The organism is Planctomycetota bacterium (assembly GCA_039819165.1).
In the GTDB taxonomy this organism is placed as follows: domain Bacteria; phylum Planctomycetota; class Phycisphaerae; order Phycisphaerales; family UBA1924; genus JAHCJI01.
The window spans coordinates 2,206,564-2,232,616 of record JBCBSM010000001.1 but is presented as its reverse complement, the minus strand read 5'-3'; the positions used below and the strand labels follow the sequence as shown (position 1 = coordinate 2,232,616).

At 72.4% G+C, this 26,053-nt stretch carries 21 protein-coding genes; 14 read left to right on the top strand and 7 right to left on the bottom strand.

The annotated features are described in order from the left end of the window. The first annotated feature begins 30 nt into the window (after nt 1-30). Both AAFX79_09755 and AAFX79_09750 read left to right on the top strand, forming a co-directional pair. Nucleotides 31-2,919: a hypothetical protein gene (locus AAFX79_09755; GenBank protein ID MEO1008843.1), complete on the top strand. Its 2,889-nt coding sequence runs from the start codon at nt 31-33 to the stop codon at nt 2,917-2,919. Then, nucleotides 2,916-3,539 (top strand): prepilin-type N-terminal cleavage/methylation domain-containing protein, encoded by a 624-nt coding sequence (locus AAFX79_09750; protein MEO1008842.1) that lies wholly within the window; start codon nt 2,916-2,918, stop codon nt 3,537-3,539. The genes AAFX79_09755 and AAFX79_09750 overlap by 4 nt, the downstream gene beginning before the upstream one ends. Nucleotides 3,540-3,551: 12 nt before the next feature. On the opposite strand, the gene AAFX79_09745 is transcribed toward AAFX79_09750, so the two are convergent. Together AAFX79_09745 and AAFX79_09740 are read right to left on the bottom strand one after the other, a co-directional pair. After that, a complete protein-coding gene (locus AAFX79_09745) occupies nt 3,552-4,520 on the bottom strand; it encodes an NAD(P)H-hydrate dehydratase (GenBank protein MEO1008841.1) in 969 nt (322 codons plus the stop codon). Beyond that, entirely contained in the window at nt 4,517-5,989 is a 1,473-nt protein-coding gene (locus AAFX79_09740) for a transglutaminase-like domain-containing protein (GenBank protein MEO1008840.1), read from the bottom strand. The genes AAFX79_09745 and AAFX79_09740 overlap by 4 nt, the downstream gene beginning before the upstream one ends. Nucleotides 5,990-6,025: 36 nt before the next feature. Here AAFX79_09740 and AAFX79_09735 point away from each other — a divergent pair, with 36 nt between their 5' ends. Genes AAFX79_09735 through lgt form a run of 3 tightly spaced genes read left to right on the top strand, consistent with a single transcriptional unit; the run spans nt 6,026 to nt 9,235 of the window. Beyond that, nucleotides 6,026-6,808, top strand: coding sequence for a TatD family hydrolase (locus tag AAFX79_09735; GenBank protein ID MEO1008839.1), 783 nt, complete (start codon nt 6,026-6,028; stop codon nt 6,806-6,808). Nucleotides 6,809-6,852: 44 nt separating this feature from the next. Further along, complete coding sequence (locus AAFX79_09730; GenBank protein ID MEO1008838.1) at nt 6,853-8,055, top strand: hypothetical protein; 1,203 nt, start codon at nt 6,853-6,855, stop codon at nt 8,053-8,055. A 19-nt stretch (nt 8,056-8,074) separates the two neighbouring features. Then, nucleotides 8,075-9,235, top strand: coding sequence for a prolipoprotein diacylglyceryl transferase (gene lgt, locus AAFX79_09725; GenBank protein MEO1008837.1), 1,161 nt, complete (start codon nt 8,075-8,077; stop codon nt 9,233-9,235). On the opposite strand, the gene AAFX79_09720 is transcribed toward lgt, so the two are convergent. Continuing rightward, entirely contained in the window at nt 9,164-10,180 is a 1,017-nt protein-coding gene (locus AAFX79_09720; protein ID MEO1008836.1) for a DUF368 domain-containing protein, read from the bottom strand. The genes lgt and AAFX79_09720 overlap by 72 nt on opposite strands. Before the next feature lie 71 nt (nt 10,181-10,251). Here AAFX79_09720 and galE point away from each other — a divergent pair, with 71 nt between their 5' ends. From galE to AAFX79_09700, 4 genes are read left to right on the top strand one after another with little or no spacing between them, the layout of a single operon-like run. After that, the gene (gene galE, locus AAFX79_09715; GenBank protein ID MEO1008835.1) at nt 10,252-11,268 is read left to right on the top strand and encodes a UDP-glucose 4-epimerase GalE; all 1,017 of its coding nucleotides are present in this window, start codon (nt 10,252-10,254) and stop codon (nt 11,266-11,268) included. Then, nucleotides 11,268-12,506 carry a prolyl oligopeptidase family serine peptidase gene (locus AAFX79_09710; protein MEO1008834.1) on the top strand — a complete coding sequence of 413 codons (1,239 nt, stop codon included), beginning with the start codon at nt 11,268-11,270 and terminating at the stop codon, nt 12,504-12,506. The genes galE and AAFX79_09710 overlap by 1 nt, the downstream gene beginning before the upstream one ends. A 53-nt stretch (nt 12,507-12,559) precedes the next feature. Next, on the top strand, nt 12,560-13,552 hold the full coding sequence (locus tag AAFX79_09705; GenBank protein MEO1008833.1) for a hypothetical protein: 993 nt from the start codon (nt 12,560-12,562) through the stop codon (nt 13,550-13,552). Further along, on the top strand, nt 13,539-15,878 hold the full coding sequence (locus tag AAFX79_09700; GenBank protein MEO1008832.1) for a DUF255 domain-containing protein: 2,340 nt from the start codon (nt 13,539-13,541) through the stop codon (nt 15,876-15,878). The genes AAFX79_09705 and AAFX79_09700 overlap by 14 nt, the downstream gene beginning before the upstream one ends. On the opposite strand, the gene mgtE is transcribed toward AAFX79_09700, so the two are convergent. After that, nucleotides 15,864-17,252, bottom strand: coding sequence for a magnesium transporter (gene mgtE, locus AAFX79_09695; GenBank protein MEO1008831.1), 1,389 nt, complete (start codon nt 17,250-17,252; stop codon nt 15,864-15,866). The two genes, AAFX79_09700 and mgtE, sit on opposite strands and share 15 nt — an antisense overlap. 123 nt (nt 17,253-17,375) lie before the next feature. On the opposite strand from mgtE, the gene AAFX79_09690 reads away from it, so the two are divergent. Continuing rightward, a complete protein-coding gene (locus tag AAFX79_09690) occupies nt 17,376-18,194 on the top strand; it encodes a hypothetical protein (GenBank protein MEO1008830.1) in 819 nt (272 codons plus the stop codon). A gap of 445 nt (nt 18,195-18,639) precedes the next feature. Here the strand turns inward: AAFX79_09690 and mutM are convergent, their stop codons facing one another. After that, nucleotides 18,640-19,509 carry a bifunctional DNA-formamidopyrimidine glycosylase/DNA-(apurinic or apyrimidinic site) lyase gene (gene mutM, locus AAFX79_09685; protein MEO1008829.1) on the bottom strand — a complete coding sequence of 290 codons (870 nt, stop codon included), beginning with the start codon at nt 19,507-19,509 and terminating at the stop codon, nt 18,640-18,642. A gap of 95 nt (nt 19,510-19,604) precedes the next feature. Between mutM and AAFX79_09680 the strand changes: the two genes are divergently transcribed. Further along, a complete protein-coding gene (locus tag AAFX79_09680; GenBank protein MEO1008828.1) occupies nt 19,605-20,198 on the top strand; it encodes a sigma-70 family RNA polymerase sigma factor in 594 nt (197 codons plus the stop codon). Nucleotides 20,199-20,309: 111 nt separating this feature from the next. Next, nucleotides 20,310-21,257, top strand: coding sequence for a hypothetical protein (locus tag AAFX79_09675; GenBank protein MEO1008827.1), 948 nt, complete (start codon nt 20,310-20,312; stop codon nt 21,255-21,257). Between the two features lie 25 nt (nt 21,258-21,282). On the opposite strand, the gene AAFX79_09670 is transcribed toward AAFX79_09675, so the two are convergent. After that, nucleotides 21,283-21,624, bottom strand: a complete 342-nt coding sequence (locus tag AAFX79_09670; GenBank protein MEO1008826.1) for an FKBP-type peptidyl-prolyl cis-trans isomerase — start codon at nt 21,622-21,624, stop codon at nt 21,283-21,285. 64 nt (nt 21,625-21,688) lie between these two features. Then, complete coding sequence (locus AAFX79_09665; GenBank protein MEO1008825.1) at nt 21,689-23,482, bottom strand: FKBP-type peptidyl-prolyl cis-trans isomerase; 1,794 nt, start codon at nt 23,480-23,482, stop codon at nt 21,689-21,691. A gap of 62 nt (nt 23,483-23,544) precedes the next feature. Here AAFX79_09665 and pdxA point away from each other — a divergent pair, with 62 nt between their 5' ends. Together pdxA and AAFX79_09655 are read left to right on the top strand one after the other, a co-directional pair. After that, nucleotides 23,545-24,549, top strand: a complete 1,005-nt coding sequence (gene pdxA, locus AAFX79_09660; GenBank protein MEO1008824.1) for a 4-hydroxythreonine-4-phosphate dehydrogenase PdxA — start codon at nt 23,545-23,547, stop codon at nt 24,547-24,549. After that, nucleotides 24,546-26,027 carry an MATE family efflux transporter gene (locus AAFX79_09655; protein MEO1008823.1) on the top strand — a complete coding sequence of 494 codons (1,482 nt, stop codon included), beginning with the start codon at nt 24,546-24,548 and terminating at the stop codon, nt 26,025-26,027. Before pdxA ends, AAFX79_09655 begins: the two co-directional genes overlap by 4 nt. Nucleotides 26,028-26,053 lie beyond the last annotated feature (26 nt).

The following is a 26,053-nucleotide window of genomic DNA, read 5'->3' as shown; positions in this document are numbered from 1 at the left end:
CAACCGATTCGCACGAAAGGGAGTCCGGCCATGAGCGCGACACCCAGGCTTACGAAGCGACGCCGCACGCGGCTCTCCCGCCGCGGCGTGGTGTCCATCCTCTCGATGATGTTCCTGCTGCTGTTCGGCTCGCTGGCGGCGGCGATGGCGGTGGTCAGCCAGGGCAACCTGCGGGCCGCCGCGGCGCACCTGCACGTCAGCCGCGCCATGAGCGCGGCCGAGACGGGCATGGGGGTGGCCGAGGAACGCCTCGACGAGGCGGTCACCCGCTTCATCATCGATCGCGGCATCATCGATAGCGACATGGGCGAGGACCTGTGGCTGGGCACCATCCCCGCGGGCGTGGATAGCGCGGTGCGGGCCCTGCCCGACGGCACCGTGCCCACGGGCGTGGCCGACGCGCTCGGCACGATGCACGAGACCGACGCCAACACGATCGACATCGATGGGATCTCGGTCCCGATCATGGGCGCCGCCCCGGTGGGCGTGGACCTGACGCTCTACGCCGACGACAACTGGCTATTTACGCCGGCGGTCGGGCTCGTCGCGCAGGCCGACGGCGCCGATCCGGCGGGCTCGGCCTACCAGGTCACCTACGCGCCGCTGGCCAACGGCACCGACATCCGCATCGTGGTCACGGGCTTCGACTTCGACCACCAGCGGGGTGGCGTGCCGCTGACGCGGACCATCACCAAGGACTACCGGATGGTCAAGCGGGTCAACCACGCGATCATCGCGCCCTCGCGGATCATGATCGGCAAGAACGTCATGGTCGACGGCGACCTGGGCTCGACCTACTCGCAGCTGACCTACGACAACGGCGATCCGATGGTCATCCGCACCGACTTCCGCCACCTCGATCCCGACCTGGATCAGCGGATCGATGCGCTGATGAGCAACATCGAGAACTTCGACACCGACCAGGACAACCGCCTGCGGGTGGGCCACCCGGTCGAGGACCAGGGCGCCGGGCTCGACTTGGACGGCGACGGCATCGCCGACGAGAGCGCCGACGACATCAACCAGGACGGGTTCATTGACGACTTCGACATGTTCCTGGCCTTCTACGACGCCAACGGTGACGGCCGCGTGGCGCTCTCGGACGCGCTCCGCCAGGGCACGCCCGCGGAGTTCGCCAGCGAGGAGTTCACCGAGGACGACGACCTGGCCATGCTTATCGATAGCGCCAAGCCCGACCGCAACCGCAACGGCGTCTTCGGCTACGACGACCTCAACGGCGACGGCGAGTGGCAGCCCGGCGACGAGCCGCTGCTGGACGTCGATCCGTACTCGGGCCTCTACAGCGACCAGGTGCTGGGCTTCCGCGACGGCTACATCGACGGCCGCGACCTGTACCGCAAGGTGGATGGCTCGCTGTCCTTCCGCGTGACGCGGAGCGACTGGGAGGCCCAGCAGGGCGACCTGTCCGAGCGGCTCGAGGGTCCCATCGACGGCGGGGAGGACGCCGCGATGGCCTTCGACGTGCCCGACGAGGACCTGCCCGAGCTGAGCACCGCCCTGTTCGAGAAGGCCAAGCTGCAGCTGGCCGCCGGCACGCTCAACGGCGACGCCTTCGCCGTGCAGGTCGCCCGCAGCCTCGGGCTCGGCGGCCCGGGCGACCTGGCGAGCTACGTCGAGGAGGGCCTGGACCCCGAGGCGCCCCAGTACTTCCGGCTGGATCCGGACGCCGATGGCGACGGCCTGCCCGACAACTGGGAGACGGCCTACTTCGAGCGAACGCCGTTCGGCAGCCCGAGCTTCACCGACTGGTACTACCGCCCGGTGTACAAGAACATGGTGTTCAAGGACGCCGTGATCGACCCGGGCCTCAACGCGCTGTTCATCAACTGCGTCTTCGTGGGCATCACCTACGTCCGCGTGCAGGAGCAGAACACGCACCTGAACTGGGAGCTGTACGGCAGCATGGAGTGGGACAGCGGCGAGCAGCGACCCCTGCCGACGGTGCCCCGCGTCGAGGTGACCGACGGGGCCGAGTTCCCCACGGACATCCTGCCCGCGACGGCGCTGCCGCCCGAGCAGGGGTTCTTCATCCCCGAGCAGCCCTTCAACCAGGCGCTCGACAAGGCCGACTTCCTGCTGAGCAGCCGGCCGGTGAACTTCGACGACATGCCCGAAGCCATCATCCTGGATGGCCGGCGGGTCGTGGACACGAAGGCGATGTCCAACAACATCCGCTTCCACGATTGCCTGTTCATCGGGTCGATCATCTCGGACACGCCCGCGCAGTACACGCCGACGCGCAACAAGCTGCAGTTCACCGGGGCCACGCGGTTCGCCCGCGAGCACCCCGATCCGGACTACGCCGGCGACGAGCGGTACCAGCCCGATGACGCCGACGAGGAGCTAATCGACCTGAGCAGCATGCTGCTGCCGGGCTACTCGGTGGACCTGGGCTCGTTCAACAGCCCGCCCGAGCAGGACATCGAGCTGGGCGGCGCGGTGGTCGCGGGCGTCATGGACATCCGCGGCAACGCCGAGATCGACGGCGCGCTGCTGCTGACCTTCAAGCCCGTGCCGGGCGAGGCGCCGCTGGTCGACCAGTTCGGCGTGCCGGTGGGCTCGCCCGCGGCGTTCAACACCACGATCGGCTACTTCGGCCCCGAGGACGGCGATTCGGAGTCGCTCGACCCCGCGACGCTGCCCGAGGCCCTGGCGCCCGATCCCGAGACCGGCGAGATGCGCATGCAGAAGATCGTCGGCTACGACGTTGACGGCGACGGACTCGCCGACCTAGGCCCCGACGAGACCGACATCCCCGCGGGGGCGGTGGCGGTGCCGTTCTACGGCTACGGCCGGGTGCACCTGCGCTTCAACCCCAACATGGGGCTGCCCGACGGCATCATGCTGCCCATGCAGGTCAGCACCGTCGTGGGCTCGTACCGGGAGGGCCGGCCATGATCGGGCGTGCACGCCGAGGTCGCCGGGGCTTTAGCCTCATCGAGATGATGGTCGCGCTGTCGATCAGCGCGGCGCTCCTGACGGCATCGCTCACCGCCCTGGATACGGCCTTCAAGAGCTACCAGGAGACGAGCGAGACCGCGTCGACGCACGTGGTGACCCGCATCGTGGTGCACCGCATCCTCACGATGGTGCGCACGGGCGAGGAGTTTGCGCCCTACCCCCTCGACGTGCTGGATGCGGCGCAGAACCCGCTGTTCAGCAACAGCATCGAGTTCGTGTCGGCCGAAGACGAGGCGACGAACTTCCGCCAGGTCACGCGGATCGCCGCCGAAGCCGACCCCGAGGCGACCGACGGCACCCAGCGGCTCATGCTGAACGTCGACGAGTTCACCGACGGCGTGCTGACGTCCAGCGAGACGAGGCCGCTGCTGCGGGGCATCCGCGACGCAACCTTCACGCTCGAGTACGACCCCGGGCCCCGGCTGCGGCGGGCGACGGTCGACATCACCGTCGAACCCAACGACCTGGGCGATACCGGCATGACCGCGCAGTGGGACGCGCCCACGCTGCGGCTGGTCGCGAGCACCTCGCCGCGGCGGCTAGACGACGAGGACTAGGACACGCCGAGCTTAACCCGGCGCACGCATGGACGCGATCGCGGCCGGCAGCGCGTCGGCCAGCTCGGCCGGCAGCAGGCCCGCGTCGGCGTCGTGCGCGGCCCGCCATCCCGCGGCGGCCAGCGCGTGCGCCCGCACGCCGCCGCGGGCCACGTCATAGAGCGAGAGCGCCGCGTCGCGGGGCGCGCGATCCCCCAGCCGCGCACGGGCCCGCTCGTGCACCGGCGGCCTCGCGAACTGGGCGGCCAATCCCGCGATGGCGCCGGCGAGCACGTCGCCCGTGCCCCCCGCGGCGAGCGCGGCGTCGGCCGTGTCGTCCGCCCAGTGCCGGTAGCCGTCGCTGACCACGGTGCGGGCGCCCTTGAGGACCACGATGCAGCCCAGCCGGCGCGCAAGCTCCGCCGCGGCCTCCCGCCGCTCGCCGTCGGTCCGCGGGACCTGGGGCAGGCCGAGCGCCGCAGCGAGCCGCGCGTACTCGCCGGGGTGGGGCGTGAGCACCGCGGGGGCGTGGAAGTCCAGCGCGAGCTGCGGCGTGGCGGCCAGCTCGTTGAGTGCGTCCGCGTCTATCACGGCGATTGCCTCGCGCTGCTGCACCGCCCGCAGCACCGCGGCGGCCGACCCCGCGCCGCGGCCGAGGCCCGGGCCGACCACGAGCACCGTGGCGTTGGCCGCAAGATCGTCGATGATCGCGGCCGACTCGTGGGGTACGAGGCCGCCCTCGGCGTCGACCGGGATCGCCCGCCCGGTGGCGTGGTCGGCCAGGGCCAGCGCAGCATCGAGCACCGGCGCCGGGCACGCCAGACGCACGAGTCCCGCGCCGACGCGGGCCGCCGCGCGAGCGGCGAGGGCCGGCGCGCCGAGCATCCGGCTGCCCGGCAGCGCGCACCCGCCGACGACCGCCACGGTGCCGAAGGTGCCCTTGTGCCCGTCGCTCGGCCGCACGGGCAGCGTCGGTGGCGGGTCCGGCGCTGGGCTCGTCACCGCGTGGACTCCACCTCGACCGACAGCCTGCCGAGGGTGGCACCCAGCTCGCGCCACAGCTCTCGGGCGTCGGCGGCGTCCGAGGTCGCCAGGGCGATCTGCGCCGCGTGCCGTGCGCGGCGGCGCTGCGTGGCGTCTAGGTCGATCCAACGCTCGCCGTCGGCGTCCTGCACCAGCGCCTGCGTCCACACGTGGTAGATGAAGGACGGCGCGGCGGCGTCCTCGTAGCTCAGCCCGGCGACGAGCCTGGAGGGCACGCCCGCCGCCCGCAGCATGGCCGCCAGCAGCACGGCGTGCTCGGTGCAGTCGCCCTCGCGGTCCCGCGCCACGCGGGCGGCGCTGGCCTGCGCGACGTCGAGCGATTTGGCGTCGATGTAGCGGTGCACGAAGCCCCGCATCGCCTCGGCCTTGCGGCGCTCGTCGGCATCAGCGGGCACGCCACGGAGCGCGCGGTCGGCCAGCTGCCGCACGAGCGGGTCGTCCCGCTCGAGCAGGTCCGTCGCCGCCAGGAATCGATCGCGGTCGGCGACGGGCACGGCCGCGGGCGCACCGGCGTTATCGAGATCGATGCGGACCCGCACGGCTCCGGGACCCGCGTGCTCGATGGCCTGGGGCCAGCCGTCCACGGGCGTCGCCGGCGCACCGCGCCGCACCCGCAGCACGTAGCTCGCCCGCCGCAGCCGCTCGTGCGACCGCAGCCGTGTGTCGGCCGGGGCCCGCGTGCGATCGACCAGGTCGGGCGGATCGTCGATGGCGCGCCGCGCGTCGCCCTCGGCGGCGCGTTCGATGATCTGTACGACGGCGCCGATCGCCAGCTCGGCCCGCACGAGGTGGCCCTCGGCGTCGAGCCACTCGGTGACGGCCCGGTCGTCCTCGCCCCGCAGCGTCTCGACGCGGGTGACGCGGACCGTGCCCTCGGGCGTCGCCAGCGTGTCGCCGCCGATGATCGTGCGACGGACCGCGACGGGACGGAGGCCGGCCAGCGGATCGAGCACCGCGGCGTCGAATTGCGCCACGCCCCGGGCCACCTGCTCGGCGAATCGTGCCCGATCGCCGGCGGGGCCCACGTGGCGGCCCTCGGGCGTGGGCTCCACGCTCCGCGTCGGCAGGCCGCCGACGGACGCCTCGACCCGCACGCCGCCGTCCTCGAAGCGCCACCTCGTCCGCTGCGTAGCCACATCCTCGCGGAGCGTGCGGGCCATCGATAGCACGCGGCCGTCGGCGTGCTCGACGACCTCGGTCTCGAAGGCGGTCTCGAGCACCGACGCCCCGCGGCGGACGGCGACCCGCATCTCGGTCCGCGTCGTCGTCCGCTCGCCGGCGGTCGTGGTCTCGATCGACATCCAGCCCGCGGGCGTGCCGTCCAGGCGCACCACGTACCACAGCGTGTCTCCCCACGCCACATGGGCGAAGAGCAATACCGCGAGCAGCATCGAGACGAACCAGCGTGCAAGCGGCCGGGCGATCACCAAAAATACTACGTCCACGATCCGCTAGGGTTGCCCGTGATCGACACGCACTGCCACCTGACATTCCCGGAGTTCGAGGGCCGCGTCGCCGACGAGCTGGCCGAAGCGCGGCGGCACGGCGTGCGGGGCGCGATCACGATCTCGACGACGCCGGCCAACGCGCTCGAGTGCCTCACGCTCGCAAGGGCGCACGGCAACGTCTGGTGCAGCGCGGGCATCCACCCGCTGTACGCGGGCGAGGGCCCATTCGACATGGCGGCGCTCGGCAGGGCCATCGCGGACGAGCGGTGCGTCGCCTGGGGCGAGCTGGGGCTCGACGAGCACTACGACCGTCCGCCCCTCGCCCAGCAGCTGGAGGTGCTCGACGCGCAGCTCGGGTTGATCGCGGCCGCCCGCGGACGGGGCATCGACAAGCCCGTGGTCGTGCACTGCCGCGAGGCCTTCGATCGCCTGCTGCCCATCCTGCGGAGCAGCGGCATACCGGGCGACCGCTTCGTGTTCCACTGCTTCACGGCCGGCCCGGACGAGGCCCGCGGCGTGCTCGACTTCGGCGCCATGATCTCGTACACCGGCGTGGCGACGTACAAGAACGCCCGGCCGACGCTGGAGGCGGCGGTGCTCACGCCGGCGGACCGCATCATGGTCGAGACCGACGCGCCCTATCTCAGCCCGCAGCCCGTGCGGGGGCAGCGGCCGTGCCGCCCGTGGATGGTGTCGCTGACGGCGGCGATACTGGCCGAAGCGCGGGGCGAGACGCTCGGGGCGTTCGAAGAGCACACCGACGCCAACGCGAGGCGGTTCTTCGGGATCGAGTTCTGAGCACGCAAGACTCCGAAGTAGGTCCGATACCGCTAGTGTCCGCCATGGCGGAGACCGCGAGGAGGCGAAGCCGACGCGTGCGGCAGGCCACGCCGCGGATGGCGATCCTTGGCGCAGTCATCGGCGTCCTGGCATCCATCGCCGTTGCACCAGCGATGATGCTCGCCGCGCAGTTGCTCTCGAGCGCTGGCACGTACGAGGACATGCGGTACGTTGCCGATAAGGAGGACTGGGTCTACTTCTACGTGGAGGACGATCGCGTTGTCGCCTCCTCGCGTGTCCTGCTGACGCTGCACTGGCAGCGCGATGATGCGGAATCGATGGTGGTTGGCTCCCTCAAGTGGATCCGCGCGCGGCCCGCCAAAGTGCCGTACACGATGTCGTGCGAGATGTCCGCCGGATGGCCCTTCGAGTCCGCCCATGGCAGATACGAGGGCTACTGGCGGGGCGAGCAGGCACGCTTCGAGTCGATAGAGATCGAGCGGAGCCGCGGCTACGTGCGTCGCACCCTCGGGATGACGCAGGTCGACTTCGTGTATCTGCCGCGGTGGGGTGGCCTGGCCGGCAACGCGGTCGTGTATGCGTGCGCGTTCATCGCGCTGTGGTGGTCTGCTCGAGTGGCCCGGCACACCTGGCGGGGGCGGCGGGAACGCTGCCTGTCGTGCGGCTCGCGGCGCGATCCCGATGCCGCCGCGTGCGAGGCCTGCGGCAACGCGGAATGCCCGCCCGGCATCCGGCTGCTCGGCCTCGTGATCGACGACCGCGGCCGGTGCCGCAGGCTGCGCCGCACCCGCGAGAACCTGCGCGCGGCGCTGGGCCAGCGACCCCGCGGCCTCATCGAGCGCGCACGGCTGCGCACCTACATGCATCAGCTGCTGTTCTGGGGATCCCCGGTTCTCTTCTTCCTCCTGATGTGGCTGCTGTTCATGGCCAGGGCGGTGATCGGCTTGGATGAGAACTTGGCGGCGTTCTGGATCGCAGTGCTGCTACCAGCGGTCATCGCACTTCTGGTGGCCCTCCGGTCGTTCTTCATGATTCCCCTCGACCGCCGCCGCGCCCACGCCCGCCTGGCGATCTGTCACGCCTGCTACTACGACCTCAACCGCCTCACGCCCGAGGCCGACCGCTGCACGGTGTGCCCCGAGTGCGGCGCGGCGTGGCGGATCGCCGATGCCCAGCCGGACGCCCAGCCCGAGGCCAAGACCGCGGTCGAGGTCGGCGAACCGCCGGCTCGCGACGCGCCCTAGCCGCCCGTACCATCGCCGCGTGACGCTCGCCTGGCTGCACGATCTCGACCCGGTGGTGGTCCGCCTCGGCGGCTCGTTCGCGATCTACTGGTACGGCATCTCGTACATCTTGGGCTTCGTCCTGGCCTACCTCGTGCTCCGCTGGCTGCGGACGCGGGGGGCCACGCCGCTGGACGCGCCTGCGCTCGGCGACATGGTGGTGTGGGGCGGGCTGGGCGGGGTCATCGGCGGACGCGTGGGCTACGTGCTGCTCTACCGCCCCGACCTGCTGGCCGACGTCTCGTCGAGCGTGCCCTTCTGGGGCGCCATCAACATCACCAAGGGCGGCATGGCGAGCCACGGCGGCTTCCTCGGGGCCATGCTGGGCTTCCTGCTGCTCCAGCGCAGCCTGGCGAAGCGGGCGAGGCTCGACGATCGGCCCGAGCTGGCCGTCCCGCGGACGCACCTGTTCGATCTCGCCGCCTTCGCCGCACCGATCGGGCTGCTGTGCGGGCGGCTGGCCAACTTCGTCAACGGCGAGCTGCTGGGCCGCGTGGCCGCGCCCTTCGGCACGCCCGCGCCGTGGTGGGCGGTGAAGTACCCCCAGGAGGTCACCGCCCGCTGGGACGAACTCTCCGACGACCAGCGGATCGCCGCCGCCGAGGCGGTGGGCATGAGCCCGCTCGAGCTCCGCGTCGAGGGCGGCTGGGACCGCTTCGGGCAGGCCTGGCGGGCGCTGGTGGCGCAGATGCGGGACGGCGATCCGGCCGCCCGCAACCTGCTGGAGGCCTCGCTCAACGCGCGGCATCCCTCGCAGCTCTACCAGGCGCTGGCCGAGGGCGTCGTCGTGCTCGCCGTGCTCGCGATCGTGTGGGCCAGGCCCCGCGCAAGCGGCGTGATCTCGTGCTGGTTCGTCATCACCTACGGCGTGGGTCGCGTCGCCACCGAGTTCTTCCGGCTGCCCGATGCCCACTTCCAGAACCAGACGCCGCTGGGCCTCAGCCGCGGCCAGTGGCTGAGCGTCGCGCTGATCGCCATCGGCGTCGCGGGGCTTGCGTTGATCAAGGCCCGCGGCCGGCCCGACGCGCCCCGCTTCGGCGGCTGGCTGTCGAAGCGCGGTGCGAAGGGCTCACGCATCGCGGCGGCGGCCGAGGTGGCCAACGGCGATCGTCAGTCCGCAGCCGACACCGACCAGAGCTAACGCCCCCGCGACGTGGCCGACGCCCGGCGTGAACGCCCGCGTCGGCCAGTCCTCGGCGTCGAATTCGCTCTGGTTCTCCGCCGTCACGACCTCGCCGTCGATCACGTCGCCGGGCACGGGCGGCACGGCCTCGCGGAATGGGTAGAGCCCCGCGGGTGCGCCAACCAGCAGCCCGAGCAGCACCGCGAGCGTCGGCCGCTCGCAGCGGTGCAGCAGCCAGCGGAGCGCGTTAGCGACCAGCGCGATGCCCAACGCCACGCCGATGCCTACGGGGATGAGCGTGCGGATCGCCGCCGCCCGATCGCCGCTGGCCAGGTCCTTGATCGCGCTGACGACGCTCTCGTACTGGCCCAGCAGCAGCAGCAGGTACGCGCCGCTGACGCCCGGCAGCACCATGGCCGCGGCGCCCGCGGCACCCGCGAGCACGAGGAAGGGCCAGCCCGAGGTCGCGCCCCCGGTTGCGCCCGATTCCTGCGTGATCACGATGCCGATCATCGCCAGCAGGCCCAGCGCCGCGAAACCCAGCACGCGGGCGTCGAGCGGCCGCACGAGGGCGAGCAGCGCCGGCACGCCGCCGATGGTCAGCCCGATGAACAGGGCGTACATCGCCCACCGCGCGTGCTCGAGGCCGAACGCCACGGGGCGGGCCCCAAGGACGATGGCGACGCCCGCCGCCCCGGCGATGGCGGCCAGCGTCAGCAGCATGCCGCGGGAGATCCGCAGCCGCGTGGCGTCCGAGACGGCATCGACGAAGTCGCGGTAGACGCCGGCGGCGACGAGCATCGTGCCGCCGCTGATGCCCGGCACGAGGTTGGCCAGTCCCATCATCGCGCCGCCGACGCCCAGCCTAAGCACGCGGGCGAACATCGGGGCCGGCGGCGTCGGTACGCAGTCCGGTTCCGGGGTCGGCTGGTAGGCGGCGGGCTCGCTCGTCCGGCTGGTCATGCGTGGGGTCCGGGGGCGGGTGGACGGCGGCGATACCATGCGGCCGCGCGGGACGCAGGATAGGGGACGCCATGGCGATACTGGTTACCGGCGGGGCCGGCTACATCGGCTCGCACGCGGTACAGCGGCTGCTGGCCGACGGCCACGCCGTCGTCGCCGTCGACAACATGGCCCGGGGCAACGCCGGCGCCGTCACCCGCCTGCGGACCCTCGGCGGCGACCGCTTCGAGTTCGAGCTGGCCGACACCACCGACCGCACGCTCATGGAGAAGCTGCTCCGCGAGCACCGCATCTCGGCCGTCCTGCACTTCGCGGCGCTGAGCCTCGTCGGCGAGAGCGTCGAGAAGCCGCTGGACTACCACCGAAACAACAGCCTGGTCGCCATCCTCGAAGCCGTCCGATCCGCCCGCGTGCCGCGATTCATCTTCTCGTCGACCTGCGCCATCTACGGCCAGCCCCCCGGCATGCCCGTCGACGAGCAGGCGCCGCGGGCGCCCATCAGCCCCTACGGCGTCTCGAAGCTGCACGGCGAGCAGGTGCTCGGCGACTTCGCGCACGCCGCCCGCGAGCGGGGCTCGCCCTTCGCCTGCGCCGCGTTGCGGTACTTCAACGTCGCCGGCTGCGACCGCGGGGGCGTCCTGGGCGAGGACCACACGCCCCACATGCACCTGATCCCCATCGTGCTCGAGGTCGCGCTGGGCAAACGCGAGACGATCTCGATCTTCGGCGACGACTACGACACGCCCGACGGCACCTGCATCCGCGACTACATCCACGTCGAGGACCTGGTCGACGCCCACCTCCGCGTGCTCGATGCGCTGCGGGACGGCGACCGCCGCGCGTACAACCTGGGCATCGGCCGGGGCTATTCGGTCAAGGAAGTCATCGAATCGTGCCGGAGGGTGACGGGCCACGACATCCCCGCGGAGGTCGCTCCGCGGCGGCCGGGCGATCCGCCGGCGCTGTACGCCAACCCCGCCCAGGTGCAGGAGGAACTCGGATGGACCGCGAGCGTGCAGGAGCTGGACGCGATCGTCGAGTCGGCCTGGAAGTGGATGCACGCCCATCCCGCGGGGTACGCCTCGTGATGAGGGCGCCGCTGCTGCACGTCGTGCTCGTGCTGCTCGCGTCGGCCTGTGCGCTGGCCGACGGCACGCGCAACGACGACGAGATCGACCGCTGGAAGCTCGAGCCCGCCGAGGCCATCTGGCCCGTCCGCGCATTCGAGGACGCGCTGGGCGGCACGGGCGTGATCCTCGAGCTGCCCGGCCACCCCGACCAGTACGCCAGCGGCAGCGTCGGCCGGCCCGGCCAGACCGCCGACGCGCGCGAGCATGCGGCGTTGCTGCTGGACCGCCTCGATGCCGACGCCGCGCGCCCCGAGGCCGACGCCGTCGCGGGCGAGGGCTTCAACTCGGTGGTGTTCGCGCGGCGGGGCGGTGGGGCGCCCGACGATGGTTCGCGGACGCTGCTGTTCGCCTCGCTGCGGCCGACCGAGGGCGCCGCGCTCGCCATCGAGCGCACGTGGATGGCGCTCGAGCCCGCGCACACCGATCGCATCCGCGGGCTGGCGGTCGTGCTGCCGGGCACCTTCGGCTTCCCCCGCGAGCTGTACGAGGCCTGGAGCGACGACCTGCGCAGCCGCGGCTGGACGGTGCTGCGGCTGCTCAGCCAGCCGTCGCGGTTCACCGAGTACGTGCCCATCGACGTCGCCGAGGGCCAGGCCGTCGCCCAGGGTCGCCGGGTGGCGCAGATCGCCGACCAGCGGGCCGCCGAAACCGCCTACGCCGTGCAGGCCGCCGCCCGCTTCGCCGAGGGGCTCTATCCGGAACTCGCCGGGACGCCGCGGCAGATCGTCGGCTTCAGCGGCGGCGCCATCCTGCTGCCCACGGTGGTGGCGCGGGAGCCCGAGCGCTACGAGTCGGCCGTCATCGTCGCGGGCGGCGCCAACACGGCGGCGATCAGCATCGACAGCACCTTCGTCGAACGCTACATCCGCTCGGTGGATTACGAGTTCCTGGGCGCCGATCCGGCGGCGCAGCGTGCCGAGCTCGAGGAGGCCTACCTGCGGGCCTCCACGCTCGATCCCTACCACGCCGCCGCCGCGATGCGGGGCACGCGCGTCCTCATCGTCGATGGCACGAAGGACAAGGCCGTCCCCTTCCGCGACAGCACGCTGCTGTGGGAGCGGCTGGGCCGGCCGGATCGACGGAGCTACCCGACCAACCACGTCACGCTGTTCCTGGCGTTGCCCGAGTGGATGGACGAGATCAACGGCTGGCTCGAGGGCGAGCCGCTGGCCCTGCCGAACGTCGGGGGACCCTAGCGGCGGGCGAACCCCCATCCGCGGCGTGGAGGACCACCGCTACGCTTCCCTTCGTGGACGCCCTGGTCAGCCCATACCACTTCACGACCCGCGAGCCGCCGGTGATGGCCGCCGCGCTGCTGGCAGATCGGGTGTTCACGCTGCTGCCCAGCCCGCCGGGCGGGCAGGATGCCGCCCGCCTCGCCGCCGACCGCGTGCCGGACTACCTCGAGATGATGCGGTCCTGGCGGTGGAGCCAGCCCCTGTGGGAGGCCGGCGTGGTGTCACCCTCGGTGGCCGACGACCTGCCGCCGGCGAGCGAGATGGCCTACGCCTGGCGGCGACTGACCACCGATCCGACCTGCGCGCCGCTCGCGCCGCTGATGCGTCTGGACCTCTACGGCAGCGAGGACGACTACCTGCAAGCCGTCGCCCGCGACGTGCTCAAGGCCGGCCCGGATCCCGGCGTGTCGGTGCCGGTCATGCTGGGGCTGGATCGCTACGCCGCGCGGCACGCGCTGACGGTGGTGCGGCCCGAGCCCGCGTCCGTCGTGCAGAAAGCCGAGGCGCAGCTGAGCGCCCGGCGGGACCGCCTGGCGCTGGTGCTGCCGGTGCTGCTGCAGGCCGACGCCGACACGGTGATCATCGCCCGCGACCTGCTCGAGCCCGAGCTGGAGGCCCTCCGCGCCGCGATGAACGCGGTGGTCGAGGGCCTGACCGCCCAGCCCGTGCGCAACGGCGGGCCGGGGCTCGAGCGGGAGGCCTGGTGCACCCGGGCGCGAGAGGCCGCCGGCCGCTACGCCGCCGCGTTCGCCGAGCACCTGCCCGAGCTGGTCGCGTGCCACGACGCCGACGACGTCGCGCTCGTCAGCGGGCTGGTGGGCGTCACGCTCACGACGCACCCGGTGGACGTCGTGCTCAAGGCCAGCTCCATGGCGACGCGAACGCTGCGGACCAGCGGGCGCGGCCGGAGCCCGGCCTCCGAGCTTGCGACCATGGACGAGCTGGCCGGCCGCCCCGTGTCGTCGATGGTCATCCGGGTGATGAGCCGCGATGCCGCCGCCTGACGCGCCGGAGAACCAGGCTGCCAACCGGTCCGCCAATGAGCTCGCCGGCGAGACCAGCCCCTACCTGCTGCAGCACGCGCACAACCCGGTGCCCTGGCGGCCGTGGGGCGATGCTGCCTTCGAGGAGGCCCGCCGGCGGGACATGCCCGTCTTCCTGAGCGTCGGCTACGCCACCTGCTATTGGTGCCACGTGATGGAGCGCGAGAGCTTCGAGGACGAGGCCACCGCGCGGCTCATGGCGGAGCACTTCGTGTGCGTCAAGGTCGACCGCGAGGAACGCCCCGACGTCGACGAGGCCTACATGGCCGCCACCCAGATCATGACCGGCTCGGGCGGCTGGCCCATGAGCGTCTTCCTCGAGCCCGAGGGCGGCAAGCCCTTCTGGTGCGGCACCTACTTCCCCAGGCAGCCCGCGCACGGGCGGCCCAGCTTCGCACAGGTGCTCGGCGGCATGGCCGCGGCGTGGAAGGACCAGCGGAGCGAGGTGCTCGAGCAGGCCGGCACGCTCGCCGACGCCGTGCGGCGGAGCCTGGGCGTCGACGCGGGCGGCGCGCCGCGCATCGCGGTCGGCCCGCAGGCGGTCGCCAAGGCCGTGCAGGCGCTCGCGCAGATGGTCGACCGCACCAACGGCGGCTTCGGCGGCGCACCCAAGTTTCCCCAGCCGGTGTACCTGGAGCTGCTGCTCGAAGCACGCCAGTCGGTGGACGAGGACACCCGCGCCGCCATCGACACGGCGGTGGTGCGAGCCCTCGACGCCATGGCGCTGGGCGGCATCCACGACCACGTCGGCGGCGGCTTCCATCGCTACGCCGTGGACGCGACGTGGACCGTGCCCCACTTCGAGAAGATGCTCTACGACAACGCCCAGCTGATGGCGGTGTACGCCCGGGCGGCGGCGATCTACGACGACGCCCACTTCGCGCACGTCGTCGCACGCATCGACCGGTGGGCCCGCCGAGAGATGCGCCTGGATGGTGGGGGCTACGCGTCGGCCCTGGACGCCGAGGTCGACCACCGCGAGGGGCTCAACTACCTGTGGACGCCCGAGCAGGTCCGCGACGCGCTCAGCGACGGAGGCGACGCCGCCATCGAGGCCTACGGGCTCGACGCGGGGCCCAACTTCCGCGACCCGCACCATCCCGAGGATCCGCCCGCGAACGTGCTGCGTCTGGAGGCGCGGCGCAACGACCCCGCGGACCTCGACGCCGCCAACGCCGCGCTGCTCGCCGTGCGCGATGCGCGGAAGCAACCGATCCGCGACGACAAGGTGCTCGCGTCGTGGAACGCGATGGCGCTCGCGGGCCTGGCGCGGGCGGCGGCGTCCCTCGGCCGCACCGACTACCTCGACCCCGCTTCGGATCTGGCCGGCTTCCTGCGCACACGGATGGTCGCCAGCGACGGCCTGCCCTTCCGAACCTGGCGCAGCGGCGTCGCCAAGCAGCCCGGCTTCCTTGAGGACGCGGCCTACTACGCGCTGGGCCTCGCGGAGCTTGCACGAGCGCAGCGGGCACTGGACCGGGGCGATGGCGCCGACTCGATCGAGCACGCGGCTACCGTCCTCGATGCCGCGTGGCGGACCTTCGGCGATCCCGATCGCCCCGGCGTGCTCTACGACACGAGGTCGGCCGAGTTGTTCGTGCGGGGCCGCTCGACCTACGACGGCGCCGTGCCCAGCGCCCAGAGCGCGCTGCTGCACGCAATGGCGACGCTGCACGAGCTGGATCCCGGCGGCGGCCACGCCGAGCGCGCGAGGCTGCTGCTGGCATCGCTGTCGGGCGCGATCGCCGAGTCGCCCGTCGCTACGGCGGGCTCGACGGCGGCCCTGCTCCGCTGGCTGCGGCTGGATCCCGATCTTGCCCGCGACGCGACGGCCGCCGAAGCCGAGCGGCTCGAGGCCGACGGCCCGCCGATCGATCCAGACTTCACGCCCGTGGAGATCTACGCCAACGGCGACCGCGTGACGCTCGCGCCCGGCGCCCCGGCGCAGATCGATCTGGTGCTCCGCATCGCCCCCGGCTGGCACATCTACGCGGCCGATCCCGGGGGCGAGGATCTGCCCGGCCTCCGCGTCGGCCTGCACCGTGGCTCGGGCGTCCGCGTGTACGCCGACTACCCCAAGGGCTCCCCGTGGTCGCGGGACACCGGCGTCCTGGTGCACGAGCGGGAATTGGAGTTCCCCGTCGCTCTCGAGCTGGAGGGCGAGTGGTCGGGCCGGCCGATGCTCGCCGTCCGCTTCCAGGCGTGCGACGACTCCCGGTGCCTGCCGCCGCGGGTCGTCGAGCTCGACGTGGCGATCGATCGCGCCGGCGCGTCAGACGCCCAGTAGGGCCGTCGCCACGCCCAGGTAGATGAGGATGCCGCTGATGTCCATCAGCGTGGCGACGAGCGGGCTGGATAGGTTGGCCGGGTCGGCCCGCAGCTTCTCGAGCGCCAGCGGCAGCAGCCCGCCGAGCATCGCCGCCCAGGTCACGATCGCGAAGACCGCCAGGCCCACGGCCAGGCCGACGCGGGCGGGCTCGTCGGTCGTCGCCAGCCCGAGGCGATCAACGACGAACACGATGCCCACGCCCATCGCCCCGAGCGCCAGCCCCAGCGCCGCGCCGGTGAGCAGTTCCTTGCGGGCCACGCGGAGCCAGTCCCGCGGCGCCACCTCGCGGAGCGACACGGCGCGGATCAGCAGGCTCGACGCCTGCGTGCCCGTGTTGCCGCCGCACGAGATCATCAGCGGCACGAGCATCGCCAGGATGAGGTGGGCCTCGAGCGCCGCGTCGAAACCGCCGAGGATCGCGATGGTGACCACCTGCACGACGAAGAGCACCGCCAGCGCCAGCCCGCGCTTGCGGAGCATCGAACCGAGCGAGGTCCGCATGTAGGGCTCACCCAGCGCCTCGACGCCGGCGAGGAGCTGGATGTCCTCGGTGGCCTCGGCCTCCACCACGTCGGCCACGTCGTCGATGGTCACGATGCCGAGCAGCACCCCGGTGGTATCGACCACCGGCAGCACCGTGCGGTCGTAGTCGAGCATGGTGCGGGCGGCGTGCTCCTGGTCGTCGGTGGCGCTCAACGCCAGGAAGCCGTCGTCCATCAGCGACCGCACGTCGTCCCCGGGCTCGGCGAGCAGCACCGAGCGGATGTGCAGGTCGTCGATCAGCTTGTTGTCGTCGTCGATGACGTACACCCAGTGCACCGTCTCCGCGTCGCGGCCGAAGCGGCGGATGTGCGCGAGCGCCTGGGCGATGGTCCACTCGGGCCGCAGCCGCACGTAGTCGGGGGTCATCAGCCGCCCCACGGATTCGTCGGGATAGCCCAGGATCTGCTGGGTGACGCGGCGGTCCTCGTCGCCCAACTGGTTCATCAGCCGGGTGGCGGCGGCGGTGGGCATCTCGTCGAGCAGCGCCGCGCGGTCGTCGGGGTCCATGGCGCCCAGCATGGTCCGCGTGGCGCGGTCGCCCAGGGCGTCGATGATCGCCTGCTCGCTCTCGTAGTCGAGGGTGGCGAAGGCCTCGCCCGCCAGCTCCCGCGGCAGCAGCCGGAACGCGACGGCGGCCTCCTGGGGGCTCAGCAGGTCGAGGACGGCGGCGACGTCGAAGGGCGGCAGCGGCGCCAGGGCGTCGCGGAGCTCCCGATAACGCCGGGCCGCGATCAGCTCGCGGATCTCGACGTCCAGCAGCTGGGCGGTGGGGTTGGTCTGTCCGGGCATGGGAGCGGAGCCTATCGTCGCGACCGGCGGATCCGCGGCTGGGTGGGCTGCGGATCGGCTCCTCCGGACCCACGACCGACGCCCCGGCGAATCGGCGGCTCGACGCCCTGGGAGTGCATCGCGATGGCCAAGCTGTTCTACTCGCTCGATGAGACGTGCCAGAAGCTCGGCAAGTCCGAGGACGAGGTCATGGCCCTCGTGGAGTCCAACCAGCTCAGCAAGTTCGTCGACGGCGACAAGCTGATCTTCAAGGTCGACCAGGTCGACCTGCTGGCCAGCGGCGACGACGACGACGGCGGCCTGGGCTTCGCCGACGACGAGCCCGCCATCGGCCTGGAGACCGACGATTCGGGCGTGCTGGGCTTCGCCGACGACGAGCCCGCGGCCGGCGAGGCCAAGGAGCAGACCGGCATCAGCATCTTCGACGTTGACGAGACCGAGGAGGCCGACGCCGCCGCCCAGACCCAGATCACCTCCGCTCCCAGCTTCGGCATGGAGACCCACGGCGATCCGGCCGCCTCGGGCTCGGGCCTGCTCGACATGACCCGCGAGGCCGACGACACCTCGCTCGGGGCCGACCTGCTCGAGGACTTCGGCGCCGGCGACGGCGAGGCCTCCACGGTGGGCGAAGGGGCCGAGGTCGGCGGCGGAGCCCTCTTCGAGGACGCCGGCAACCCCGCCGCCGCCCAGCCCGCCGCCGTCGTCTACGCCGAGGAGACCATCAGCCCGCTGCCCTCGGGCCTCGCGGGCGGCGCCTGCCTGGGCCTGGCGGTCGCCATGGCCCTCAGCTTCGCGGTGCTCGTCGCCATCATGACCGGCGGCGAGGCCGTCTTCGGCGACCTGCTCAACCAGCTCAGCCTGCTCATCGCGGCCGGCGCATCCGCGGGCCTGGTGGTCCTCGGCGCCATCATCGGCGCCCTGGCCGGCAAGATGGCCGGCTGATCGACCTCTCGGATCCGGGCACACACGCCCGGGCACCCCTTCCCTAGAACCTGCATCTGTGCCGACCTCGCCGGCCAATGGCGAGGGTTGGTTCATTGGATGCTCGTGGCCCCGCGAGTGCCTGTCGCCTGGCTCGGGGGCAACCTGTCGGATGCGCGCGGCCCGGGGCGCAGGATGTTCGCTCCGAACTCCGGCTTCCGCCAGGGACACCCCGACAACAGTGCGGGCGACGGCCAAGCGACGGCGTACGAGCGCGGAACGATGATTCCAAGTTTTTGTGGAATAAAGACTTACGGCCGTTGGCCCGGCGTTGCACACATCCCGACAGCGATGATCACGGCTACGTCTATCTCTTTCTCTCATATCAAGAAGAAGAGGAGGCCCGAGCCGGACCGGCCATTGGGCTGCCGCGTGGCGAACGTGTGTCCATGATGTGGATAACCAGTCAATAGTCCGTGCCCTGGCAGCCGGGGCACCAGACGGTGGTGCGCTGGGCCACGAGATCCGAGGCCAGCATGCGGCCGCATCCGTGGCAGGCGAGGCCCGCCCGGCCGTAGACGCGGTGACGTGCCTGGAACCCGCCGGGCTCACCGCTGGGGTCGCGGTAGTCGCGGATGGAGGACCCCCGGGCCCGGACCGCGCTCGCCAGCGTGCGGCGAATGGCAGCCGCTAGGGCGGAGATCCGGGGTGGATCCAGGGCGGCGGCGATCGCCCGGGGATGGATCCGCGCGGCGAAGAGGCTCTCGTCGGCGTAGATGTTGCCCACGCCCGCGAGCACCCGCTGGTCGAGCAGCGCCGCCTTGATGGGCCTGCGGGCGCCGTCGAGGGCGGCCCGCAGCTCCGCGGCCCCGATGGCCAGGGCATCGGGCCCCAGCGCAGCGTCGAACCGCTCGCCCCCGGCGTCGACTAGCCAGAGCCCGCCGAAGCGGCGGGGGTCGCGGAAGACCAGGCGGCCGCCGTCATCGAGGCGCCAGGTCGCGTGCACGTGGTCGCCCGGCAGGCGGCCGGCCCGGGCGGCGCGGAGCAGCTGCCCCGACATGCCCAGGTGCACGCGGATCGCCCGGCCGTCGGTCGCGATGATGGCCAGCTGCTTGCCCCGCCGCTCGAGGCCCGCGATCACCGCGCCGGCGAGCATCTGGTCGCGTGCCAGGCGGCGGGGCCTGGCGGGGGTTCGCTGCCGCGCGAAGCCGCCAGGCGGGTCGCCCGGCGCGACCGCGATGTCGCGGCGGTGCAGCGTGGCGGCGGCGACCGTCCGGCCGACCAGGTGCGGCTCGAGCGATCGGCGGAGGGTCTCGACCTCGGGCAGCTCGGGCACCCGCGAGGCTATCGGCCGGCCGATCGGGCGTCGCCGCACGCCGCGGAGTACCCTGCTCGGGGGCGGTGCACGTCGGCGGTCGTCAGGGTGGTGCCATGGATCGAGCAGAGTTCGAAGCGAGCGCGGTAGAGCACATCGATGCGGTCTACCGGCTGGCGTACCACCTGACGCGCAGCCCGGACCGGGCCGACGAGCTCGTGCAGGAGGTCTACCTCCGCGCCCTCAAGAGCGAGACGTGGAAGTCCTTCGAAGAGCGGGGCGGGGGCATGCGGGCCTGGCTCTTCACGATCGCCCACAACGCGTTTTATTCGGACCTCAAGCGGGAGGGCCGCCGCCCGACGCCCGTGGGCGAGTTCTTCGAGGAGAGCGACGGCGAGACCGGCCCGGGCGAGGCGATGCCCGCGTGGGATCGGGCCCACTTCGACTGGGACCAGGTCGACGACTCGCTCAAGGAGGCGGTCACCGAGCTGAAGCCCGAGTTCCGCGAGATCCTGCTGCTGTGGGGCGTCGAGGGGCTGAAGTACCGCGAGATCGCCGAGGTTCTGGAAGTGCCGATCGGGACGGTCATGTCGCGGCTGCACCGCGCCCGGCGGCTGCTGGCGGACGCCCTGATGGCGGATGCCGCCACGGTAGAAAGACTCGGATTGGATCGCCTTTCTTCGGATGAAAACGGCGAGGACCGGGGTTAGGCGTGTAGCGACGCCGGCCGCGGGTCCCGTATCGGGGTCCGAGGGGCCCGTCGGGTGCAACATCGCGGGGTTCTCTGCTCGATCGTCTCCTGGCAATCGGAGTTGGTGGCAATGTCGGACGTTGGTGGTGGCAATCCTGGAGGCCTGGGCGAGGCCGAACTCGCCCGCCTGATCCGCGGGTCGGCCGACGGCGAGCTGCTCGCCGACGAGCAGGCCCGGCTCGATGCCCTGGTCGCCGAGCGGCCCGAGGTGCTCGATCTCGTCGAAGACGAGCGCCGGCTCCGCTCGGCCGTGGCGCGCGTGATGGACGGGCCCCCGTGCCCGCAGGCGACCCGCGATCGCGTGGCGGCGCTGCTCGCGTCGACGCCGCTCGATGGAGCCAAGCCCGTATCGGATTCCCATTCCGACGTGCGGTCCGCGACGCCTGCGGACGATCACTATCCAGGCGAGGCGCACGACGATCCGCCGCAGCCCATCGTGCTGCGGCAGCGCGTCCCGTTCGTCGGCCGTGCACTGGCACTGGCGGCGGCGGTGCTTCTCGTCGTCACCGCGGTGATCGCCTTCCAGCAATTCGGCACGGGCTCGGCCGGCGGGCCACCCTCGGGCCTGCAGCTGGCCAGCTTCATGACCGACGAGCATTCGCGGTGCCGCATGGCGCCCGACATGATCGAGAAGTTCACCGAGCGCGACCTCGCGCAGGTACCCGCGGCCTTCCGGGATTGGCTGGGCGCCGATCTCTCGACGACCCACCTGCTGGGCGGCGACGCGCGGCTCATCGGCGCCGGCCGCTGCGGCGTGCCGGGCGACGGCCCCTCGGTCCACCTGCTCTACGAAGCCTTCAACGCCCAGGGCGAGAAGGTCGAGGTGAGCCTCTACGTGCAGCACTGCGACGACGAGCGCTTCGCCGAGGGCAAGGCCTTCCGCGTGGGCGACGAGTCCGAGACCGTCGTCGGCTGGCGGCGGGGCGACTTCGTGCACTACCTCGTGACGACCAACGCCGAGGACACGAAGCACATGGCCGAGCGGATGTCGGCCCCGGAGGTCAACGGCGCGCTCTAGGTCGCCCGGTCACTGACCCTGTCGGTCAATCCACGTCGAGCAGCTCGATGTCGAAGATGAGGTTCGCCCGCGGCGGGATGCTCGGGGGCGAGCCTCGCTCGCCGTAGCCCATGGACCAGGGGATCTCGAGCCGGCGGGTGCCGCCGACCTTCATGCCCGGGATGCCCACCTGCCAGCCCTGGATCAGCCGCCCCAGCGGGAACTCGACGGGCTCGCCGCGATCGTGGCTGCTGTCGAACTTGGTGCCGTCCTCGAGCGTGCCGGTGTAGTGGACCTTGACGGTGGCGCCCGGCGGGCACTCGGTGCCGTCGCCAACCTGGATCTCCTCGGCCACGACGCCGCCGGTCATCTCGATGCGCTCGCCCATGTGTGCATTCCTTTCGCGGGTGTGCGTTGTGTGTGGTTTCGCGTGCCGCCGGTGTCTGGCCCCGCTATTGCAGGCCGATGAGCTCGACCTCGAAGACCATCGCGCTGCCCGGCGGGACGAGCGGCTCGTTGCCGGCGTCGCCGAAGGCTTGGTCGGCGGTCAGTTCCACGCGGCGGACCCCGCCGACGCGCATGCCGATGAGGGCGCGGCGGAGGCCCGGCAGCGGCTCCTCCACGACGAGCGGCACGACCTGGAGCTGGTTGACCGAGAAGGTGTCGGCCACCTGCGTGCCGTCCTCGAGCTGCGCGAGGTAGTGCACCACGGCGGTCCGGCCCTCTTCGGCCAGATCCCCCGTGCCGGCGAGCACGTCGCGGATGGTGATGCCCTCGGCGACGACCTCAGGTTCGCTCGCGAAGGTGGTCGACCAGGTGCGGACGGGCTTCCAGTTGATCAGCTCGATCTCGTAGACGAGCGTGGCGTCGGGCGGCACCAGCGGCGGACTGCCCTCGCTGCCGAACCCCAGCTCCGGGGGCATCACGATCTGGATGACGCCGCCGGGCCGCATGCCCGGCAGCGCCCGCTTCCAGCCCTCGACGGCCTTGCCCAGCGGGATGGTGATGGGCTGGCCCGCGTCGTAGGTCGAGTCGATCCGGGTGCCGTCCTGCAGCTCGCCGATCAGGTGGATCGTGATGGAGGCGTCGTCGGGCAGGACCGCCCCGCCGGCGTCGCCCTCGCGCACGACGCGGCGGACGAGGCCCTCGCCCAGGTCCTCCTCGCGGAGCCACTCGGCGGCGAGCTTGCGGGCGTTGCGGAAGCTGAGCACCTCGACCTCGAAGACCAGATCGGCGCCGGCGGGCACGCCCGGCGGGCGCCGCTCGGCGTCGCCGAAGGCCAGCGCGGCGGGGGCCTCGATGCGTCGCACGCCGCCGGCCTTCATGCCCACGACGCCCCGCTCGAAGGCCGGCAGGGTGTTGGCCAGCCGCAGCGTCACGGGCTGCCCCGTGCGGCGGCTCCACTCGTAGATCTCGCCCGTGTCGGCCACCGCGCCCACGAAGTGCAGCAGCACCATCGGTGCGCCCGGCTCGATGGCGGTGTCGCCCGAGCCGACGGCGATGTCGCGGATGACTAGGCCGTCGCCCAGGTCGACCGGCTCGCCCTCGAACTCGGTGGCCAGCTGCGGCGGCTTGGGCGGGTTCTCGACGCCGAGCACCTCGACCTGGAAGATCAGGTCGGCCATCGGCGGGATCGTCGGCGGCCGGCCGGAGGCGCCGTAGGCCTTCGCCCACGGGATCTCGAGCCGCCGCGTGCCGCCCACGCGCATCCCCGGGATGCCCTCCTGCCAGCCCGCGATGAGGCTGCTTAGCGGGAACGTGGCGGGCTGGCCGCGCGAATAGCTGGAGTCGAACTCCGAGCCGTCGCTGGCCAGCGTGCCGCGGTAGTGGATGGTGACCGTCGCGCCGGGCTCGACGAGCTCGCCATCGCCGACGACCAGGTCCTCGATGCCCAGCTGGGTAAAGGGCTCGGGTGCATCAGGCTCCGACGCCGCGGGCTCGGGTTGTACTTCTGGTTCCGGAGCGGGCTCGGTCGTCGGTTCGGACGGGGGCGGCTCCGGGGCATCGTCCGATGGCGGGGCATCGGCAACGGTCGGCTCCCGCGGCGCGTCCTGCGGCTGGGGGCCCGGCGTTGGCTCGGTGGAATCGCCGGCGGCGCTGTCGGCGGCCGTATCGGCTGCTTGGTCGCCCTCGCCCTCGCCGTTGCCGCTGCAACCGGGCAGGACCAGGGCCGAGACGATCGCCACCAGCAGCAGGGCCGCTCGGGATCGACGCGGGTCGTCTACGCGCATGGAGCGTGCATTCATCGGCGACTCTAGGGCTTGCGGCCGCCGGCCCCGGCGGCGCGCGGAGATACCATCCCCGGCTCATGACGCACGAACGGCGGCCCGTGATCGCGATTTCGATGGGCGATCCGGGCGGGATCGGGCCCGAGGTGCTGCGCGGCGCCCTCGAGGCCGGTGCCACCGATGGCGCCCGCAGCGTCGTGTACGGGCCATCCCGGGCGATGGGCGAGCACGCGTGGCCCGTGGTGCGCGACGCGGGCGACGTCGATCCTCGGGCTGACGTCACCGTGTGCGATGCGCACGCCGACGACGGGGCGCCCTTCGAGGCGGCGCCCGGCCCGCGGGGCGGCGCCATCAGCCACGCCGCCGTGCTGGCCGCCATCGACGCGACGCGGCTGCCCGAGGGCCACCCGGCGAGGGCCAACGCGATCTGCACCGGGCCCATCAGCAAGGAGGCCTGGTTCGCCGCCGGCCTGCGGGACCACACGGGCCACACCGAGCTGCTGGCCGAGCGGATGGGAGCGCGGCGGCACGCGATGGCGTTCGTGAGCGAGCCGCTGCTGGTGTCGCTGGCCACGGCGCACGTGCCGCTGCGGGAGGTCGCCGGCGCGCTGACCACCGATCGCATCGTCGACGTGATCGAGCTGTCGGCCGAACTCTGCCGCACGCTCGGCATCGCGCGGCCGCGGCTAGGCGTGGCGGGCGTCAACCCCCACGCGGGCGAGGCCGGCGCACTCGGCTTCGAGGACCAGCGGGTCATCGCGCCGGCGGTCGAGCGCGCGAGGGCCGCCGGCCTGTGCGTCGAGGGCCCGCTGCCGGGCGACACCATCTTCCGCGACGCGCGGCGGACCGACCCGTCGTCTCGCTTCGACATGGTCGTCGCGATGTACCACGACCAGGCACTCGCGCCGCTCAAGCTGGTGGCCTTCGAGTCGGCGGTCAACACCACGCTGGGACTGCCCGCGCCCCGCACCAGCCCGGACCACGGCACTGCTTTCGGCATCGCGGGCACCGGCGTCGCCGACTGCGGTTCCATGGTGGCGGCGTTGCGGCTGGCGGTCGCGCTCGCGAGGGGTGGTGCGGCGTGACGTTGCCGGGCGACCCCAGGGAGCAGCGGGCCTTCCTGCGCCACCCGCTTGTGGACATGCTGATCATCGCGGCGCCCAGCGTCGTGCAGATGACCAGCCACACGCTGATGCAGTTCGTCGATTCGTGGATGGTTGCGCTGTGGGGCAAGGACCCCATCTACGTCTCCGCCCAGGGCAACGGCGGCTTCAGCGTGTGGGTGCCCATGTCCATCATCTTCGGCATGGCGGGCGTGGTGAACAGCTTCGTGTCGCAGAACCTCGGGGCGGGCACGCCCGCGAAGGGCGCGCGGTACGCCTGGGCCCAGTTCTGGATCAGCGTGGTCGCCGCCGCGCTCATGCTGCCGCTCATCTGGCTGTACCCGCGGATGTTCGAGGCCTTCGGCCACAGCGAGGAGCTCATCCGCCACGAGACCCAGTACGCGACCATCCTGCTGGCAGGCGCCGTGCTGCCCATGGCCAGCAAGGGCGTGGCGAACTACTTCTTCGGCATGCACCGCCCGGTCATCCCGATGACCGCGGCGCTGCTGGGCAACGCCGCCAACATCCTCGCCAACTTCGTGCTGATCTTCGGCTTCGAGCCGCTGGGCATCCCCGAGATGGGCCTGGTGGGCGCGGCCATCGGCACGGTCATCGGCAGCGCGGTCGAGCTGGTGCTCCCCGCCGTCGTGTTCCTCGGGCCGCGGTGGGCCCGCAGCTTCGCGACGCGGGCATCGTGGCGGCCGCGCATCAAGCCCATCGGCGAGCTGCTCCGCGTCGGCACGCCCGCGGGGTTGATGTTTGTCAACGAGATGGTGTGCTTCGGCTACCTGCTGGTGGTGCTGGGCGGCCGCTTCGGCGAAGCGCAGCAGGCCGCCGGCCACATCGCGCTGCGGTACATGAGCCTGTCGTTCATGCCCACGGTGGGGCTGTCCATCGCGGTGACGGCGATCGTCGGGCGGCTCATCGGCATGGGCCGCCTCGACCTGGCCGAGAAGCGGGCCTGGCTCGGCACGGGCCTGGCCGTCGCGTACATGGGCGGCTGCGCGGCGTGCTTCGTGATCTTCCGCGAGCAGCTCATCGGCCTGTTCGTGCCCGAGGGCACGCCCGCGGAGGAGGCCGCCGAGCTGCTCCAGACCGGTGCGCTGATCCTGATCGCGGCCGCGGTCTTCCAGGTCTTCGACGCCGTCGCGGTGACCATCAGCGGCGCCCTGCGGGCCGCGGGCGACACGCTGGTGCCCAGCATCCTGACGATCACGCTGTCGTGGGCGCTCATCGTCGGCGGGGGCCACCTGGCCATCGAGCTGAAGCCCGAGTGGGGCGTGCTGGGCCCGTGGATCGGCGCGAGCGCCTACATCGTCGTGCTCGGGCTGGCGCTGCTGGTCCGCTTCCGGATGGGGGCCTGGAAGCGGATGCGGCTGGCCGAGGCCCCGCCGCCGGATGCCGATCCGCGAGCCAACGGGCCCACCCCGGACAAGGCCCGGCCGCCCGCCGACGCCTAGCATTGCGACTGGCATCGAGCGGTCGG

Bases quoted from the DNA above. Each gene is read 5' to 3' on its own strand.
- pdxA (MEO1008824.1), top strand. From the start codon at position 23,545: ATGACGCACGAACGGCGGCCCGTGATCGCGATTTCGATGGGCGATCCG.
- galE (MEO1008835.1), top strand. From the start codon at position 10,252: ATGGCGATACTGGTTACCGGCGGGGCCGGCTACATCGGCTCGCACGCG.
- AAFX79_09675 (MEO1008827.1), top strand. From the start codon at position 20,310: ATGTCGGACGTTGGTGGTGGCAATCCTGGAGGCCTGGGCGAGGCCGAA.
- AAFX79_09690 (MEO1008830.1), top strand. From the start codon at position 17,376: ATGGCCAAGCTGTTCTACTCGCTCGATGAGACGTGCCAGAAGCTCGGC.
- AAFX79_09670 (MEO1008826.1), bottom strand. From the start codon at position 21,624: ATGGGCGAGCGCATCGAGATGACCGGCGGCGTCGTGGCCGAGGAGATC.
- AAFX79_09755 (MEO1008843.1), top strand. From the start codon at position 31: ATGAGCGCGACACCCAGGCTTACGAAGCGACGCCGCACGCGGCTCTCC.
- AAFX79_09720 (MEO1008836.1), bottom strand. From the start codon at position 10,180: ATGACCAGCCGGACGAGCGAGCCCGCCGCCTACCAGCCGACCCCGGAA.
- AAFX79_09730 (MEO1008838.1), top strand. From the start codon at position 6,853: ATGGCGGAGACCGCGAGGAGGCGAAGCCGACGCGTGCGGCAGGCCACG.
- AAFX79_09700 (MEO1008832.1), top strand. From the start codon at position 13,539: ATGCCGCCGCCTGACGCGCCGGAGAACCAGGCTGCCAACCGGTCCGCC.
- AAFX79_09750 (MEO1008842.1), top strand. From the start codon at position 2,916: ATGATCGGGCGTGCACGCCGAGGTCGCCGGGGCTTTAGCCTCATCGAG.
- AAFX79_09680 (MEO1008828.1), top strand. From the start codon at position 19,605: ATGGATCGAGCAGAGTTCGAAGCGAGCGCGGTAGAGCACATCGATGCG.
- AAFX79_09665 (MEO1008825.1), bottom strand. From the start codon at position 23,482: ATGAATGCACGCTCCATGCGCGTAGACGACCCGCGTCGATCCCGAGCG.
- AAFX79_09710 (MEO1008834.1), top strand. From the start codon at position 11,268: ATGAGGGCGCCGCTGCTGCACGTCGTGCTCGTGCTGCTCGCGTCGGCC.
- mgtE (MEO1008831.1), bottom strand. From the start codon at position 17,252: ATGCCCGGACAGACCAACCCCACCGCCCAGCTGCTGGACGTCGAGATC.